13 protein-coding genes are annotated in these 16,618 nt (G+C 47.4%); 7 read left to right on the forward strand and 6 right to left on the reverse strand.

Annotation, left to right across the window (positions count from 1 at the left end; all coding sequences use genetic code 11):
• Positions 1-217: 217 nt before the first annotated feature.
• Together B5F87_RS01490 and galT are read left to right on the forward strand one after the other, a co-directional pair.
• On the forward strand, positions 218-1,501 hold the full coding sequence (locus B5F87_RS01490) for a galactokinase family protein (protein WP_087275635.1): 1,284 nt from the start codon (positions 218-220) through the stop codon (positions 1,499-1,501).
• 34 nt (positions 1,502-1,535) lie between these two features.
• Entirely contained in the window at positions 1,536-3,032 is a 1,497-nt protein-coding gene (gene galT / locus B5F87_RS01495; protein ID WP_087275637.1) for a UDP-glucose--hexose-1-phosphate uridylyltransferase, read from the forward strand.
• A gap of 2 nt (positions 3,033-3,034) precedes the next feature.
• On the opposite strand, the gene B5F87_RS01500 is transcribed toward galT, so the two are convergent.
• The 4 genes from B5F87_RS01500 to B5F87_RS01515 all read right to left on the reverse strand — a co-directional run bounded on the left by B5F87_RS01500 (position 3,035) and on the right by B5F87_RS01515 (position 8,183).
• The gene (locus B5F87_RS01500) at positions 3,035-3,967 is read right to left on the reverse strand and encodes a helix-turn-helix domain-containing protein (protein ID WP_087275641.1); all 933 of its coding nucleotides are present in this window, start codon (positions 3,965-3,967) and stop codon (positions 3,035-3,037) included.
• Between the two features lie 279 nt (positions 3,968-4,246).
• Positions 4,247-5,356, reverse strand: a complete 1,110-nt coding sequence (gene ugpC, locus B5F87_RS01505) for a sn-glycerol-3-phosphate ABC transporter ATP-binding protein UgpC (RefSeq protein WP_087275644.1) — start codon at positions 5,354-5,356, stop codon at positions 4,247-4,249.
• Between the two features lie 239 nt (positions 5,357-5,595).
• Complete coding sequence (locus B5F87_RS01510) at positions 5,596-6,207, reverse strand: metallophosphoesterase (protein ID WP_087275647.1); 612 nt, start codon at positions 6,205-6,207, stop codon at positions 5,596-5,598.
• Positions 6,204-8,183, reverse strand: coding sequence for a BMP family ABC transporter substrate-binding protein (locus B5F87_RS01515; protein ID WP_087275650.1), 1,980 nt, complete (start codon positions 8,181-8,183; stop codon positions 6,204-6,206). The genes B5F87_RS01510 and B5F87_RS01515 overlap by 4 nt, the downstream gene beginning before the upstream one ends.
• A gap of 337 nt (positions 8,184-8,520) precedes the next feature.
• Between B5F87_RS01515 and B5F87_RS01520 the strand changes: the two genes are divergently transcribed.
• Together B5F87_RS01520 and B5F87_RS01525 are read left to right on the forward strand one after the other, a co-directional pair.
• Positions 8,521-10,083, forward strand: coding sequence for a glycoside hydrolase family 32 protein (locus B5F87_RS01520; RefSeq protein WP_158096914.1), 1,563 nt, complete (start codon positions 8,521-8,523; stop codon positions 10,081-10,083).
• 114 nt (positions 10,084-10,197) lie between these two features.
• A complete protein-coding gene (locus tag B5F87_RS01525) occupies positions 10,198-11,175 on the forward strand; it encodes a LacI family DNA-binding transcriptional regulator (RefSeq protein WP_087275655.1) in 978 nt (325 codons plus the stop codon).
• Positions 11,176-11,308: 133 nt separating this feature from the next.
• Here the strand turns inward: B5F87_RS01525 and B5F87_RS01530 are convergent, their stop codons facing one another.
• Together B5F87_RS01530 and B5F87_RS01535 are read right to left on the reverse strand one after the other, a co-directional pair.
• Positions 11,309-12,085, reverse strand: coding sequence for a hypothetical protein (locus tag B5F87_RS01530; protein ID WP_087275658.1), 777 nt, complete (start codon positions 12,083-12,085; stop codon positions 11,309-11,311).
• Positions 12,086-12,176: 91 nt separating this feature from the next.
• Positions 12,177-12,875 carry a YesL family protein gene (locus B5F87_RS01535; RefSeq protein WP_087275661.1) on the reverse strand — a complete coding sequence of 233 codons (699 nt, stop codon included), beginning with the start codon at positions 12,873-12,875 and terminating at the stop codon, positions 12,177-12,179.
• Positions 12,876-13,290: 415 nt separating this feature from the next.
• Here B5F87_RS01535 and B5F87_RS01540 point away from each other — a divergent pair, with 415 nt between their 5' ends.
• From B5F87_RS01540 to B5F87_RS01550, 3 genes are all read left to right on the forward strand, one after another.
• Positions 13,291-14,571, forward strand: coding sequence for an ABC transporter substrate-binding protein (locus B5F87_RS01540; protein ID WP_087275664.1), 1,281 nt, complete (start codon positions 13,291-13,293; stop codon positions 14,569-14,571).
• A gap of 141 nt (positions 14,572-14,712) precedes the next feature.
• Entirely contained in the window at positions 14,713-15,594 is an 882-nt protein-coding gene (locus tag B5F87_RS01545) for a sugar ABC transporter permease (protein WP_087275667.1), read from the forward strand.
• Complete coding sequence (locus B5F87_RS01550) at positions 15,594-16,451, forward strand: carbohydrate ABC transporter permease (RefSeq protein ID WP_087275670.1); 858 nt, start codon at positions 15,594-15,596, stop codon at positions 16,449-16,451. The genes B5F87_RS01545 and B5F87_RS01550 overlap by 1 nt, the downstream gene beginning before the upstream one ends.
• Positions 16,452-16,618: the final 167 nt, after the last annotated feature.

Raw genomic sequence — 16,618 nt, forward strand, 5'->3', positions numbered from 1 at the left:
AATCAGTAAAAAAGGGAAGGGTTTTTTACTAAAAAATAAGTAAATTTTATAGTAAAACAAGAGTAAAAATGATTGACAAATTTACTAAAATAATTTACTATAGAGCCATAAGAAACCGTGAGAACAGAGTGCTGCTCCGGAGAGCGGAACGGCGCAGCAGCCGGGAAAGAAACTTAAGGCCGGCAATCAATCATAAAACGAAAAGGAGAAGACGACAATGGCGAAGAAAACAGGGGTATTAAAGGAAGAGTTCAGAAACGGAGTACATAAGGATCTGCTGATGGACATTTATCTGGATGAAAATGTTCTGGAATATCAGACAGAACGTTATATCAAGGCGCTGGAGAGCTACGAGGAGCTGTACGGCGAGCAGGAAGTAGAGATTTACAGCGCACCGGGACGAAGCGAAGTGGGCGGCAACCACACAGATCATCAGCACGGCAAGGTGCTGGCAGCCTCTATCAACCTGGATATCATCGCTGTGGTTTCCCCTAGAGAGGACGGCGTGATCGAGGTAAAATCCGAGGGATATCCGAAGACCGTAGTGGAGCTTTCTTCTCTGGAAGTGGACAAGAAGGAAGAGGGAACTTCTACAGCATTGATCCGCGGCGTGGCTGCAAGAATCAAAGAGATGGGACATAAGATCGGCGGTTTTCAGGCATACGCCACCAGCGATGTGCTGAGCGGTTCCGGTATGTCCTCCTCCGCAGCTTATGAGGTTATGATCGGAACAGTTCTTTCCGGTTTATACAATGACATGCAGCTTGATGCGGTGGATATCGCCAAGTTTGGACAGTATGCAGAAAATGTATATTTTGGTAAACCATGCGGCCTGATGGATCAGACAGCTTCTTCCGTGGGCGGTCTCATTCACATCGACTTTGCAGATCCGGCCCACACCTATGTAAAGAAAATTGACGTGGACTTTGAAGCTTACGGACACTGCCTGTGTATCACAGATACCAAGGGTTCCCATGCGGATCTGACCGACGACTACGCAGCAATTCCGGCCGATATGAAGAAGGCAGCGTCATATTTTGGCAAAGAGGTGCTTCGTGAGGTGGATGAGAAAGAATTCTACGGCAGACTGGCAGAGCTTCGCGAGAAACTGGGCGACCGTTCCGTTCTCCGTGCCATCCATTTCTTTGAGGAAGAGAAGAGAGTGGACGAGGAGATCGCAGCTCTGGAAAGAGGCGACTTCGATGCATTTAAGAAATGGGTGAAAGCATCCGGCGCTTCTTCCTTCCAGTACCTGCAGAATGTATTTACTGTAAAAGATCTGGACGGCCAGGGACTTTCCGTGGGACTTGCTGTCAGCGACGCGGTGCTCGGAGAAAGAGGAGTCAGCCGTGTACACGGCGGCGGATTTGCCGGAACCATCCAGGCGTTTGTGCCGGGCGACGTGGTAGAGGAGTACAGAGAAGCGCTGGATAAAGTATTCGGCGAGGGCAGCTGCCACGTCCTGAAAGTAAGAAAATACGGCGGAATGAAGGTACTGTAATTGTAATAAACAGAGGAAAGGGAGTAAGCGATCTATGGGCTTATACAGAGAAATTGCGAAACTGGTAGAATACGGACTGCAGACAGGACTTGTGGTGTCGGCAGATATAAGATATACCATCAATCAGCTTCTGGAGATATTTAAAGAGGATGAATACGAGGAGCAGGAGGTCTCCGGTGAGGAGATCGCGCTGCCGGAAGTACTTGACGCTCTGACAGATATTGCCTTTGAGCGTGGAATCATCGACAGCAATGATATCGTCACGAGAGATTTGTTCGATACAAAGCTCATGGGTGTTTTGACGCCGCCTCCATCTAAAATCATTGAAGAATTTGAAGATATATATGGCGAGAATCCGCAGAAGGCTACGGATGCTTTCTACAAGTTCAGCCAGGATAATAACTATATCCGCAGAGACCGGATTAAGAAAGATATCCGCTGGAAGGTGGACAGCCCGTACGGAAAGATTGATATCACCATCAACCTGTCCAAGCCGGAAAAGGACCCGAAGGCCATTGCTGCGGCAAAGAATGCGCCGCAGAGCGCTTATCCGAAGTGTCAGCTCTGCATGGAAAATGAAGGCTATGCAGGCAGGATGAATCATCCGGCAAGACAGAATCACCGAATTATCCCGATTCAGATTAACGGGAGCCGCTGGGGATTCCAGTATTCGCCGTATGTGTACTACAATGAGCACTGTATCGTATTTAACGGACAGCACGTTCCGATGAAGATCGATCACAATGCATTTGTGAAGCTGTTTGACTTTATCAAACAGTTCCCGCATTATTTCCTGGGCTCCAACGCCGACCTTCCGATCGTGGGCGGTTCCATTCTGAGTCATGATCATTTCCAGGGCGGACGGTATCGTTTTGCCATGGCAGATGCGGATATGGAGAAAACAGTGACGATTCCGGGTTATGAAGATGTGCAGGTGGGTATCCTTCACTGGCCGCTGTCTGTCATCCGAATCCGTCACCAGGATGAGAAACGGCTCATTGAGCTGGCAGATCATATTCTCGAAAAATGGAGAGGCTATACCGACGAGGATGCATACATTTTTGCGGAAACTGATGGCGAACCGCATAATACGATTACGCCGATTGCCAGAAAGAACGGCGAGGTGTTCGAATTGGATCTGACCCTGCGTAATAATATCACCACAGAAGAATGCCCGCTGGGACTTTATCATCCGCACAGTGAATATCATCATATCAAGAAGGAAAATATCGGTCTCATTGAGGTGATGGGACTGGCCGTGCTGCCGTCAAGACTGAAAGGCGAGATGGAGCTGCTGGCTGATTGTCTGGTGAAGAAGACGCCGATCGAAGATCACGAGGAGCTCATCAAGCATAAAGAGTGGGCGGAGAAGATTCAGGCGAAATATCCGGACATCAACGATTCCAATGTGATGGATATTCTGAAAGAAGAAATCGGACAGGTATTCGTGGGAGTGCTGGAGGACGCCGGCGTGTATAAATGTACAGAAGAGGGCAGAGCGGCCTTCGACCGGTTCATCGCCGTACTGTAACATCAGAGATTTTTCATATAATTTATAACAAAAAGGACCGTTTTGAGTGTCATGGCGTCGTGGAACTGCCGGATATCCAGACCGGTCTCTTTTTGTATCTGCTCCAGGCGGTAGATGAGCGTGTTACGGTGCATGTGCAGCCGGCGGGTGGTCTCGGCGATATTGAGATTGTTGTCCAGAAAACAGTTGATGACGTGGACTGTTTCCGGCTGGAAAAAGTCAGGAGAGTCTGTGCCCAGCACTTCTTTCAGATACGCGCTGCACCGTTCCCGGGAGAGACCGTAGATGAGGCGGCCGATGCCCAGCTTATTATATGGATAGACATACTGGCCGGGATAGAAGATCTTGCCGACGTTCAGGGCGAGGCCGGCTTCCTGATAAGCACCCGGAAGCTGGTTGAGGTGCTCTGTGACAGCGCTGTAGGAAACGTTGACCCGGATGAGCGCTTCAGTGTTTAAGAGATCCATCACCAGGTATGCTGTTGAGTGCAGCTCTTCTTCCGTGACCTCTTCTGCAAATGTGCAGACTATGGCAAGCTGGCAGGAGGACATGGGAACCAGCCATGTGTAAGCGGTATCAGGAAAAGCGTGTTTTAAAATTGTCATGACAGAGTTGTCCATGGTTTCGTTCGTCTCTGCCAGAAATACGGAGCGGTATGCAGCCAAAGGAATATGGAACCGTTTGGCAGTATGGATGAGCTCATGGGTCTCGATGTCGCCGGTAATCCACCGTTTGTAGATAGCTTCCTTGCTGTTTGTTTCTTTATAGGAAGAAATCAGGGCGTCAAGCTGATGCAGCACGTAGGAGGCAGCTTCTTCCGCCTCGGAGTCCGACAGTCCTTCCGTGTCCGGCAGATCCATATGAAAGGACAGCCCGGTAATCCGTTTCAGTTCATCAAGTTTTCTCTTAACATTTTTCTGCTCTGCGTTGCCCATGGGATATCCTCCTGTTCCGTTAGTGATTCTATGGTAAATTGTACACTTTTATGGAAGAAAAACCAAGAGACGAAATGTAAAATTTTGCGGAAAAACAAAAGTGAGAATTTGCAAAATTGTATGGAAAAAGAAAAAAAGAACGAGCAGAGCCCTGGGTGAAATGAGGAGGACCCAGGGCATGCGTTCTTTAGAAAAAGAGAAAAACTGTTAATGCCGCATTGTCATGCCAACAGACCCGCCGCTTTGGCGGAACGCCTGCCGCATGCCGTCTGCAGGCGTCTAATTGGTGATGGTAACTTCTGTTTCTTTATCGAATAAATGAATTTTTTCCATGTCTAATGTAAACTTAGCATCCATGCCGGATTTCAGCTTGGTGCTGGAGCTTACACGTGCTGTCATCTGTGTGCCTTCCATATCGAAGTACAGATAAACCTCTGCACCCAGCAGCTCGTAGAACTTAATCTTGGAGTTAATGTTAAGGCCAACCGGAGCGCCGGCGTCATCTGCCTCGTAGATATCTTCCGGACGGATACCAAGGATAACGGTCTTGCCGTTGTAGTTTCCATCGATCAGAGCCTGTTTCTTGGAATCAGGAACTTTCATTTCGCTGTGTCCAACCTTCAGGGTTACATCGTTGCCGGAAACCTTAACCTGTGCATCCATGAAGTTCATCTGAGGAGATCCGATAAATCCTGCTACGAACAGGTTGCATGGCTTATCATACAGGTTCTGAGGCGTATCTACCTGCTGCATGATACCGTCTTTCATAACGACGATTCTTGTACCAAGAGTCATAGCCTCTGTCTGGTCATGGGTTACGTAGATGATGGTAGCGCCCAGGTTCTGATGAAGCTTGGAGATCTCAATACGCATCTGCACACGAAGCTTTGCATCCAGGTTGGAAAGAGGCTCGTCCATCAGGAATACTTTCGGGTTACGCACGATGGCACGTCCCATGGCAACACGCTGTCTCTGACCACCGGAAAGAGCGTTTGGCTTACGGTCAAGAAGTTTGTCAAGGTCAAGAATCTTGGCAGCTTCACGAACCTTCTTGTCAATCTCATCCTTTGGCACCTTGCGGAGCTTTAAGCTGAATGCCATGTTGTCATATACGGTCATATGCGGATACAGAGCGTAGTTCTGGAAAACCATGGCGATGTCACGGTCCTTTGGTTCGATGTTGTTCATCAGCTTGCCGTCGATACGGAACTCACCGTCGGAAATGTCTTCCAGACCGGCAATCATACGAAGTGTGGTGGACTTACCACATCCGGATGGTCCAACGAAGATGATAAACTCTTTATCTGCAATCTCCAGATTGAAGTCTGTTACGGCATGGTAACCGTTCGGGTAAACTTTCTGAATTCCCTTTAAAGATAATGTTGCCATAGAAATGTATCCTCCTTAAAAAATGAATGTCTGTACGACTATGTGAATATATGAATAGATACCGCCTGGTACGTGTGCTGATAGAAAATGCTGTATGTATTCATATATGAGTAACCGTTTTTGCTGTCTTCCTTAGTGTAAACTAAACGAATAAAATGAGCAATGACACAAATAACTAAAAATTCTCCGGATTTATGGTTAAAGACAACACTTTGTCGGAATTGCCGGGCAACGCCGCCCTACTTTCCGGCTGTGCCGCCGCCATATTCAAAAATACAGTATTCGTAAGCGTTGATGATTTCCGTATCTTTGTATTTATCATAACGGTGAAAATCACAGCCATAATTTTTGTGCACATGCCCGTGGATGAAATAACGGGGCTGGTAGCGGTCCAGCAGGTGGCAGAAGGTCTCAAAGCCCCGGTGGGGCAGGTCTTCCCCGTCGTTGATATTGCGGGCGGGAGCGTGGGTCAGCAGAATGTCCATGCCGCCGTGGCGCATGAGGGACAGCGTACGTTTTTTGGCGCGGCGCTGCATTTCCTTCTCCTCGTACTGATATTCTCCGTCGTTGTAATTCATGGAGCCGCCAAGACCCAGAATCCGGATGCCCTCGTGAACGTAGAGCTTGTCGTCCACGCAGATGCAGCCCTCCGGCGGTTTGCGTTTGTACTGTGTATCATGGTTGCCGTGGACGTAGAGTACCGGGGCGCTGGACATGGTGACCAGGAAAGAGAGATACTCGGACCGCAGGTCACCCGCGGACAGGATGAGGTCGATGTCTGCCAGCTTCTTTTTCTCATAATAATCCCAGAAGTAGGGAGATTCGATGTCTGATATTGCTAGAATCTTCATGGCAGGCGGTCCTCCTCCTTCACGCCCTGAATGGCGGTCAGGTCCCGTGCGGGTTCGTCCAGATCGTCTTTGGATGGAATGGAGCCAACGATATTGCTTGTCAGCCAGTCCATGGTAATGATCTCCTCCGGCGTCAGCGTGTCGGAAGAGTTGTCCTTGATCACGCCGTTCTGGGAATACATGATGCCGGAAAATGGATTGAAACCTCCGCGGCAGATGGTATCTTTCAGCAGAGCAATCAGGCGGGAAGTACCGATTGGAAGCCGGTGGGAGCAGATGACGTCGACGATGCCGGAGGACATGCCCCACCAGTAGTTCAGTCCCTTTGTGGTGTCTTTTTCATCATCCAGTTTCCAGCTTCCGTTCATAACATTCCGGATCATATGTTCATAAAAACGTCCCCAGTTCCGGACGGGCATTGCCATATTCCAGATAGCATCACCATCGCGCCGGTAAAGACCGAACTGCTGGTCATACATACCCGGAGCGGTGGAATCTTTGCCGCAGATAATGGAGATTCCGTGCTCAGTAAAAAAAGACTGCGGTATCGGGTGAGTGCGCCTGGACCATTCCAGATAAACAGTCGCCCGGGGATTTACCATCTGCGCGCCCAGGGCGAAGGCGTTGATGCCTGCGATGTTGCCGTAAATAGGATAATCGGCGACATAGCCGATGCGGTCATTGTCGGCCATGGCGCCAGCCACCGCGCCCATGAGAAACTTGGCTTCGTGCATCCGCGCGTAGTAGGTGCGGATGTGTTTGTAGGACGTGTTCAGCGAACAGTTTAATATCTTGACTTCCGGATGATCGATGGCGGCTTTCAGACTCTCCCGCAGAAAAATCGGCGAGGTGGTAAAGATAAGATCATTACCGGCGTCGATGGCCTTCTGTAAATATTCTGCGATATTTTCCTGCGTGACATTTTCGTAGTAGGAAGTGATCACCTGATCGGAGAAGGTCTGCTGCAGATGCGCCCGGCCCAGATCATGGGAGTAAGACCAGCCGGATTTATCAATGGTTCTGGCATAGATAAAGCAGACGCGGACTTTTTTGGTGCCTGCCGGAATCAGCCGCAGCAGAAGATTCTTCTTCTTGCCTTCGCCCGGATCCATCTGCAGGGCCACGGACTGCTCAGACTGCAGCAGCTGAAACTCGTCTCTCGTTTTCTTAAGTTTCCTCTTGAGCTCTGCAGTGCTGTCCGTCTGCAGAGAGTCGTATCCGTACAGGTCAATATAATAGAGAAAGGCGTCTCCCGGAAGAACGGAAGGCTTCTTTTTATCTGCGGCGTCCTCCAGAGAATTCAGCACGGTGCTGCCCGGAATGAGAGGCGTTTTCTTTTCGTTCAGGGAGTCAAAGGCTTCCTGAAAAAGAGCGTAGGAGGAGTGGAAAGTCTTCCGGTCCTCGTTGCTCCAGGACTCGTTGGGCAGTTTTCCGACCAGACGCTGCAGGCGCGCAAAGCTGCCTGTGCGGGAAAACCAGATGTCGTTGATCTGTGACAGACTGTAAAAATCCATGAATTCGTAATAAATGCGCGTTTCCTTGTCGTCATTCTGCGGCGGAATGATGCGGATGACATTGGCAGGGATAGAAACCGCACCAAAATATTTCAGCACGCTGACCCTTTTGTTGCCTTCCTCCACATAAAATTGATTCATGAATTCGTATGCCTTGATGGGGTCGCGGATACCTTCATTGAGATGGGCGCTGCACAGAGAGATCCATTTGGAAGCAAACTCGGTATTCTCTTTCAGGACAGGATAAAAGTTCTTGCTGAAAGACTGACTTCGCCCCTTGCTTTTGGTTCCGACAATACGCTCGACAGGTATGGATACGAGGCCGAGAGAGACTTCTGCCGGAGCGGTTATGTGTCGTTCCTGAAGAATGGCGTCCAGAACAGCAGGCGAGCCGCCCTCTTTTTTGCCGAGGTGACAGGCTTTTTCATAATTCATTTTTGCATCTGCTTTTGTTGTGATCATTGTAAATTCTCCTCAATCATTCTGGCGACAAATATGTCAAAGGTTTAACCTGTTTTCCTGAGCCTATGATACTCGCGCAGGGAAAACTTTGTCAATGAGAAGTTGGTTATTTTTGTATGGATTTCGGGGGTAATTCGCCGGGAAATTTCTACTTGTATAACAGATAGGTTTTTGTTATAATGAACAAAATGTATCAATCGAATGACATATAAGGATAGGGCAGATGTTCTTTTTATGAAAGAATGGAAAAAAACAAGTAATTTTTTAGTGTTTTTACATAAACCGAACAGAAACTGTGGTAAAAATATAAGAATAAGAAATAGAGGAGATAATGGAAATGATGGAAAAAGATTTTCTGGTCGATAAAAAATATTTAAATATTCCGATCTGTGCACAGAAAGAAGAGAGACTTTTGAAAATTTTTCTTCTGGATCGAGAGAACGGGACACAGGAAAAAATGACAGAAGTTATGGTACCGGTGGACGAAGAACAGGACGGGAAGTATACTGCTGATTTTTGCGCGCAGATTCCGGTGGAGGCGTACAGGGGAAAAGAAATAAGAGTGTCTTTGGAAGAAGCGCCGGATATCTTTTCGGAAAGCGTCTGCCTTTCCGATGAACGGGAGGAGGCTGCCGATACTCATCCGGTCATCCATTTTGCCGCTGACAGCGGCTGGACCAATGATCCCAACGGTATGATATATGATAATGGGGTCTATCATTTGTATTTCCAGTATAATCCCTTTGGCATCCAGTGGAACAATATGAGTTGGGGACATGCGGTGAGCCGTGACCTTCTGCACTGGGAGCAGGTGGATTCCGTGATGTTTCCGGATGAGAATGGTACGATATACTCCGGATGCGCCATCAAGAATGAGCGGGGACTTCTGGATTTGCCGGAAGATGCGCTTTTGTTTTTCTATACGGCAGCCGGAGGCAATGACGAGTGGAGCAAGGGACAGCAGTTTACCCAGAAGATCGCCTACAGTCTGGATGGCGGCATGACTCTCCGGAAGATAAAGGAACCGTGTGTTCCGGTGATTTACAGGGATAGCCGTGATCCTAAGGTGTACTGGCATGAGGAGTCCGGCGCCTATATTATGGCGCTCTGGCTCAGAGGCAACGATTTTGGCATCCTTCGTTCAGAGAATCTGAAAGACTGGGAACTGATGGAAGAGTTTACTCTGAAGGATGGCTGGGAATGCCCGGATATTTTTGAACTGACTTCAGATCAGGGGGAAAAATGCTGGTTCTTCTGGTCTGCAGATGGTTTTTATTACGAGGGACAGTTTGACGGCAGGGATTTTAAGACGGACGGAGAGAAAAAATGGGCGTATCTGACGGGGGTTCCGTATGCCGCTCAGACTTTCTCCGGCGTGGAAGGGCGCGTCATCTCCATTCCGTGGCTGCGGCTGAAAAACGATGGAAGAAACTATACGGGAGCATATGGCATTCCGGTGGAATTATCCTGCAAACGTACCGACGACGGCTTTATTATTGTGCAGAAGCCGGTGCGTGAGCTCTGGGAGCAGGCGGAGCGGATTACGGACAAGGTGCAGCCTGACGAGAATCACACGATTTTTTATCAGCAGGAAGAAAAGAAAAAGGCAGTTCTTATTCGTATGAACGTGGAGGAGAATCTGCTGGATGATCTTCGCTGGAAGATAAACGGAAGCTGGATTGAGTACAGCCCGGAGGTGGGCAGCTTCACTGTGGACCGTGATGCTTTCCAGGTAAAGGCATGGCGCCATGAGCTGCTGTTTGTCATTGACGACAGGATTCTGGAAGTATTTTTTGACAACGGTGAGCAGATGGGAACCTTCGAGCTGCGCAACCCGGAAATATCTCTGGAGATGCCGCTTGACCATGTGAAAGAGTATGATATTTTTGAGATCGATTAGCGGATATTTTTTGTTGAATAATGATAAGCTGGGAATGTAAGGAAGAAATATATGGGCAGGTTGAATGAACAGAGGAGGTATCTGCGAGTCAGAAACGGACGAAGGAGAAATAAAATGGCAACTTTGAAGGACGTTGCGAGGGAAGCCGGTTTGACGGTGACGACGGTATCCCGGGTACTGAATAACAGAGGATATATCAGCGATAATGCCCGCGAGCGGGTGGCGCAGGCAATGAAAAAGCTGAACTATCGGCCCAATGAGCTGGCGCGTTCTTTGCAGAATAAAAGTTCGAATACATTAGGAGTGATCGTTCCTCATATCAGGCATCCGTATTTCGCCGAGATGATCAGTAATCTTGAAAATGAGGGACATAAAAAGGGGTATAAGATTCTGCTCTGTAATTCTCAGGGCAGAGATGAGAAAATGCTTGAATATGTGGAAATGTGCTACAGCAACCGGGTAGCGGGAGTTATCTTGTTCAGTGGAACTGTGGATGCCTCTGTTTTTGAAAAAATGGATATACCAATCGTCACTGTAGAGAGGTATGTGGATGCTGCCACAGCTTCCGTGGAATGTGATAACATACAGGGAGGAGCCCTGGTGGCGAAGAAGCTCATCTCGTTAGGATGTAAACACCTGCTTCACATCGGAAGTTTTACAGATACGCCGATGCCAGCGGACAGCCGCGTGGTAGGTTTCCGTCAGGTGTGCGCCGAATATGGGATTCCATTTCTGGAGATCATGACAGAGGTAGTACAGTTCGATTCTATGAATTACAGTGAGATGATTGAGAAGACGCTGCGGGAGCACCCGGATATCGACGGCCTCTTCGCCAACAGCGACGTCATTGCCGCACAGGCCCTTCAGGTATGCCGGAAGCTGGGAATCAGCGTGCCGGATCAGATCAAGATCATAGGATTTGACGATTCCATGATAGCGCCGATCACAGCCCCGCAGCTTACCAGTGTACATCAGCCTATCAAGGAGATGGCGACCATCGCCGTGGATCTGCTGGATAAAGCAGCGGCTGGACAGCTGGTGGCAAAACGCACCGTTCTGCCTGTGTATCTGGTGGAGCGGGAGAGTACGTGATATCAGGCAAAGATAAATAATATTAAAAATAAAAAGCTGTCATACAAAATTGACGTCCGGGAAAGATTTTTCAATCTGGTTCCGGACGATTCAATCAGTATGACAGCTTTTTTATGATTCACAGAAAAAGGTATTACTCCGGAAGAAAATCCTCCTGGGTCAGTGCCCGGATGAAAGAAATGCTGTCATCCAGATGTTCCGTGTTGGAAATGATAACGGCGTAAAGAGGTTCGTCTCCTTCGGTGTTGACCTGGTCTTCAGGCTTGTTGTAACGTTTTTCGAATTCTGTGCCTTCCAGATTAACAGCATAATACCCGTCAATACCGGCAGATTCATCGATTTCTCCATTTTCGTCTATCTGAAGATTGGCGGTGTTGGCGTCAATCATGCCGCGGTTGGACAAATCTGTGTAGAGATCTTCCGGCAGCGCTGTATCAAGGGGCATGCAGGCGTTGATGGCAAGAAGGTAGTCATACATGTCGGCGTTACAGATGGCCACATCCATACGCTGAGAAGAAACTGTAGTCATGACCTCGATCTCCTGCAGATAATAATAAGGGCTGTCGTAATCAAAAGGCTGATCTTCATTCATTTCCACCAGTCCCGGTTTGCCATCGGCGGTCAATTCCTGTTCAAACTGCCGGAACCAGTATACACAGCTGTCCTCGGTATTCAGAACGGCGTAAACCTGCAGGCGGCGCGGTTTTTGTCCCTCCCAGAGCATGTTGGCGAAAACACAGACCACGACTACAAGGGTCACGATGATCGTGGCGGGAAGCTTGTAATAATCCCAGAGGAATCCCAGCTTTTTAGTGCCTTTCAGACTTTTAAATGTATTCCAGTCCCTCTTAAGTTCCTGTCGGAAGATGGAGGGCTCTTTGTCTTTTTTCGGCTTTTTGTTTTTTGTCATAATGAAGATAATTCCTTTCTGTTCTAAGTTTACCTCAAAATTGCGGCGGCTGTTTTTTCATATTTATACGGTACTTCAAGTCTCGCTGCATTTACAGCAGCCATTTCATATCGTCATCTGGTGGAACGATTTTATCCTCTGCGTCATGTTCGCTGCCGCCGTTATCCTCCGTCTCATCATCCTCGAAAGGCTTTGGAAGATAAGGATCGAGAACTGTGAGCAGGATGGCGGTATGGTTTTCCGCAATAAAAGCCGGCGCGATGAAAAGCAGGCCCGGCAGCAGGTGGCAGAGCCATAAACCGAGAGCAAGTGAGAAAAACATGTAAAGTGTACGCGGAAAATTCTTAATACACAGGGTAAAAGCCCAGATCAGGATTTGTTTGTTAGTTCGTTCGAATTTGGCGAGCAGGGGGAAAGTATATAAAGTGACCGCCAGCCAGACAATAAACAAAACTGCAAAGAAAAACAGGAAAAATGTGTATATTCCCCGTCCGGACTGGTAGCACAGATAAATGTCCAGCGCCAGGAAAGCACCGATCAGGGTGAGGGGGATGCCCAGTTGCAGCCCCTGCTTAAAATTCAATTTGAAGGATTTGAAAAAATCTCTGGAGGGATAACCGCCGTCGCCGCGCAGGATTCCGAACATACCATAATAAAGTCCTGTGGTGGCAGGTCCTATGGTAAAAACCGGAAGACAACACAGAAGCCACAGACAGTTCAGAACAAAGATGTCAAAAACTCTGCCCATGGCCACCCAGAAGGGATTGTCCATATTAAATATTTTTTTCATGTAAATGTACTCCTTTCCTGTTGAAATCACCGAATTAATGTTGAAAAAGATTGTATCAAATCTACCATGATATTTCAACCCTAAAATATTAAGGGTTTGACATGAATATTATGAGAAAAAGAAGGGGGTTTTCACTAATTAAACACAGGTTTTTCAATAAAAAGTAAAACAAATGACAGATTTTATGAAGATTTCGTAAAGAAAAATGATAAAATTTATGATAAACGATTGACATAACGGCTTTTAGGTGATATATTTTCATTAACTGATGTGTATGTTGTTTTTCACGGAGAATTAAGATTGCTAGCATCCTTAATTTCGGTACAAGAGGGACACATAGTACGGACGTTAAAAAAGGCGGAAAAGGAGAAGGAATTTCCGGCTTGACATTTTATTCTAAGAGGAGGAAAAAAACATGAGATTAAAAAAAGTGGCAGCTCTTTCATTAGCAGCACTGATGACATTATCTCTTGCTGCATGTGGCGGCTCAGGAGATGAGGGGGGAGCAGAGAGTACAGGTACTTCCATTACTGTCTTTAACTCTAAGATGGAGATTCAGGATCAGTTTGAGCAGGCGGCTGAAGAGTACAGCGAAGCAACAGGCGTGGACGTAGAGGTTTACTACTCCAGCGATACTGTAGCAGCTCATATGGCTACCAAATATTCTTCCAATGATCCGTATACTCTTTCCATGGTAGATGCGAAGGATGTTTACAATCTGGCAGAAGAACATGCAGTTGATCTGAGCGACCAGGAATGGGTTAGCCAGACTCCATATGCAATTTCTATAAATGATAAGGTTGTCGGCTTCCCTGTTTGTGTAGAAGCCCGTGGCGTTATCTACAATGCAGATGCCATTGAAGCAATCACCGGCGAAACATTCGATCCGGCAAATTATCAGACACTGGATGCATTCAAAGGACTCCTTGAACAGTTAGTAGCAGGCGGTATGGAATCTCCTGTAGGTATCATGAAGGAAGACTGGTCTCTGGCAGGTCATTATCTGCCACAGGTATATGAAGAGCAGGCTGATCCGGAAGCATTCGTTACCGGACTGACAGAAGGAACTGTAGATCTTGCTAACGATGCAAAATACAATTCCTTAATGGATACTTTCGAGACTCTGACGCAGTACAACTACGCAAAAGAATCTCCGATTTCTGCAGAGCGTGAAGTGACAGAGCAGAAACTGGCAGAAGGCGAGATCGCGTTTATGTTCGGCGGCAACTGGGATTGGGCAGTGCTTTCCGCATATGACTACAGCGAGAACATGGGTATCATGCCTGTTCCTCAGAACACAGATGACGGAACAAACACCAAGTTAGTTGGCGGCGGTTCCAAGTATTTCTTCATTGATTCTTCCGAGAATACATCTGACGAGCAGCGTCAGGCAGCAAAAGATTTCCTGAACTGGTTAGTAAACGATGAAGCAGGTAACGCATTCCTGACAGAAGATTGTCAGCTTGTACCGGCATTCAGCAACATTTCTGCTGATAACCTTGACCCGCTGGGCGCATCTGTTAAGGCTTACGCAGACGCAGGTAACCTGATTCCTAACTACAACTTCCTGCCGGATGATCACTATTCCGTTCTCGGCGCAAACATGCAGGAATATCTGGCTGGACAGACTGACCGTACGCAGTTCGCTCAGGATGTTGCAGATTACTGGAAGACAGCACAGGTAATCGCTCACTAATTTTTGAACCAAGTATTCCGGCGGACGCTTTCTATTTGTTGTCCGGTATGCCGTGGCGGCGAACCTTTAACTGACTGGGGAGTTTGGTATAAGTACTGCATCTGCCGGGATGCGCACAAAAGAAGGGAGAGTTAAAACAGTATGAATACAAACAGTATGTCTTATAAAACAAAACAGTACATAATGTTTGCCGGAGTTACTACCCTGATTTTTGCCGCAGTAGTTATCGTACCTTTCATTTACGGTCTGTATCTGACTTTTACAAGTTGGGATGGCGTATCCAGGAGCAAGCCGTTCGTAGGTTTTGCCAATTATATTGCAACCTTCCAGGATTCTGCATTCTGGGCGGCGCTGGGCAGAACATTTATTTATTCCTTCGTTGCCGTTATTCTCGTAAACGTTGTGGCGTTTATTCTGGCGTATCTGGTAACGAGAGGAGTAAAAGGACAGAACTTCTTCCGTGCAGGATTTTTCGTACCGAACCTGATCGGCGGTATCGTTCTTGGTTATGTTTGGAAGTTCGTATTTAACCGTGCATTAGTTGCACTTGGAGAATCTTTCTCCATTGGCGCGTTATCTACATCATGGCTGGCTACCTCAGGGGGGGCTATGTTATGTTTGATCATCGTTGCCGTATGGCAGTATGCAGGATATATGATGTTAATTTACGTGGCAGGATTCATGAGCGTATCAAATGACGTTCTGGAAGCAGCGAAGATTGATGGCTGTACCGATTTCCAGACCATCGTACACATCTCTGTACCATTGATGGTATCCTCATTTGTACAGTGTCTGTTCCTGACCATCACCAGATGTTTCATGGTTTACGATGTGAACCTGTCCTTGACAAAGGGAGAACCGTTCAACAGCTCCGTTATGGCCGCCATGCATGTGTATAATCAGGCATTTACCTATAAGAATTATGGTACCGGCCAGGCTGAGGCGCTCGTTCTGTTTGTTGTCTGCGCGGTAATTGGTGTTCTTCAGGTTTACATTGGTAAGAAAGCGGAGGTATCAGCATAATGGATAAAAATGCACAGGCGGCTCGTAATAAGAAGATCCGGCATGCACTGATGCTGGTTCTCTTAGTAATCTTATTCTTGTTATTCATCTTTCCGTTTATCCTTGTTATCATCAATGTGTTCAAGGTAAAAGCGGATATTACGGTAGACCCGCTGGCTCTTGTGGGAGCCCACGGATTCACCCTTGAGAACTTCCCGGAAGCCATGGAGAAGATGGAGTTCTGGAAGGTATTCGCTAACTCAGCGATTGTTACAATTTTCTCAACAATATTTACACTGCTTTTGTCTTCCATGGCAGCTTTTGTTATCGTCCGGAATAATTGGAAGCTCACAGCATTATTATTCTCTTTGATGATTGCATCCATGGTTATCCCGTTCCAGGTATTGATGATTCCGTTGGTATCTCTGTACGGTGGTATCCTTGGTATCCTGAATCACAGAGCAACGTTGATATTCATGCACGTAGGTTTTTCGTTATCCATGGCGACGTTCATGTTCCACGGAGCGATCAAGACCAACGTTCCTGTTTCCCTTGAGGAAGCGGCGACTATTGATGGATGTACCCGTTGGCAGACTTATTGGAAGGTTGTATTTCCTCTGTTAAAGCCAACCATCGCAACGGTAGCGATCATTGACGCTATGGCGTTCTGGAACGACTACCTGCTGCCGAGTCTGGTTCTGGCCAAGAAGGAATTGTATACTATTCCAATTGCCACACAGATGTTCTACGGTACATTCTCCACAGATATCGGTCTGATCATGGCGGCTCTGCTGCTGGCTATGCTGCCTATTCTGATTCTGTATCTGTTCCTGCAGCGTTTTATCGTGGAAGGTGTTACTTCCGGCGCTGTCAAATAATTTAATAGCTTTTATTCCTGTATCAGATGCTAGCAACAGGGTGCGGGAATATTGCAAGATATAGTATCAACCGGCAATTACTGTCTTCCCTGTATTCGGAAGGCAGTAATTTGCATATAACTGGGAAATGCTGACGGAGGAGCCTCCGGGAGAGATTCGTCCGTCCG

The organism is Eubacterium sp. An3, from assembly GCF_002159465.1.
Taxonomy (GTDB): domain Bacteria; phylum Bacillota; class Clostridia; order Lachnospirales; family Lachnospiraceae; genus Anaerobutyricum; species Anaerobutyricum stercoris.

Excerpts from the sequence above, each read along its gene's own strand:
- B5F87_RS01490 (WP_087275635.1), top strand. The coding sequence starts at position 218 with ATGGCGAAGAAAACAGGGGTATTAAAGGAAGAGTTCAGAAACGGAGTA.
- galT (WP_087275637.1), top strand. The coding sequence starts at position 1,536 with ATGGGCTTATACAGAGAAATTGCGAAACTGGTAGAATACGGACTGCAG.
- B5F87_RS01500 (WP_087275641.1), bottom strand. The coding sequence starts at position 3,967 with ATGGGCAACGCAGAGCAGAAAAATGTTAAGAGAAAACTTGATGAACTG.
- ugpC (WP_087275644.1), bottom strand. The coding sequence starts at position 5,356 with ATGGCAACATTATCTTTAAAGGGAATTCAGAAAGTTTACCCGAACGGT.
- B5F87_RS01510 (WP_087275647.1), bottom strand. The coding sequence starts at position 6,207 with ATGAAGATTCTAGCAATATCAGACATCGAATCTCCCTACTTCTGGGAT.
- B5F87_RS01515 (WP_087275650.1), bottom strand. The coding sequence starts at position 8,183 with ATGATCACAACAAAAGCAGATGCAAAAATGAATTATGAAAAAGCCTGT.
- B5F87_RS01520 (WP_158096914.1), top strand. The coding sequence starts at position 8,521 with ATGATGGAAAAAGATTTTCTGGTCGATAAAAAATATTTAAATATTCCG.
- B5F87_RS01525 (WP_087275655.1), top strand. The coding sequence starts at position 10,198 with ATGGCAACTTTGAAGGACGTTGCGAGGGAAGCCGGTTTGACGGTGACG.
- B5F87_RS01530 (WP_087275658.1), bottom strand. The coding sequence starts at position 12,085 with ATGACAAAAAACAAAAAGCCGAAAAAAGACAAAGAGCCCTCCATCTTC.
- B5F87_RS01535 (WP_087275661.1), bottom strand. The coding sequence starts at position 12,875 with ATGAAAAAAATATTTAATATGGACAATCCCTTCTGGGTGGCCATGGGC.
- B5F87_RS01540 (WP_087275664.1), top strand. The coding sequence starts at position 13,291 with ATGAGATTAAAAAAAGTGGCAGCTCTTTCATTAGCAGCACTGATGACA.
- B5F87_RS01545 (WP_087275667.1), top strand. The coding sequence starts at position 14,713 with ATGAATACAAACAGTATGTCTTATAAAACAAAACAGTACATAATGTTT.
- B5F87_RS01550 (WP_087275670.1), top strand. The coding sequence starts at position 15,594 with ATGGATAAAAATGCACAGGCGGCTCGTAATAAGAAGATCCGGCATGCA.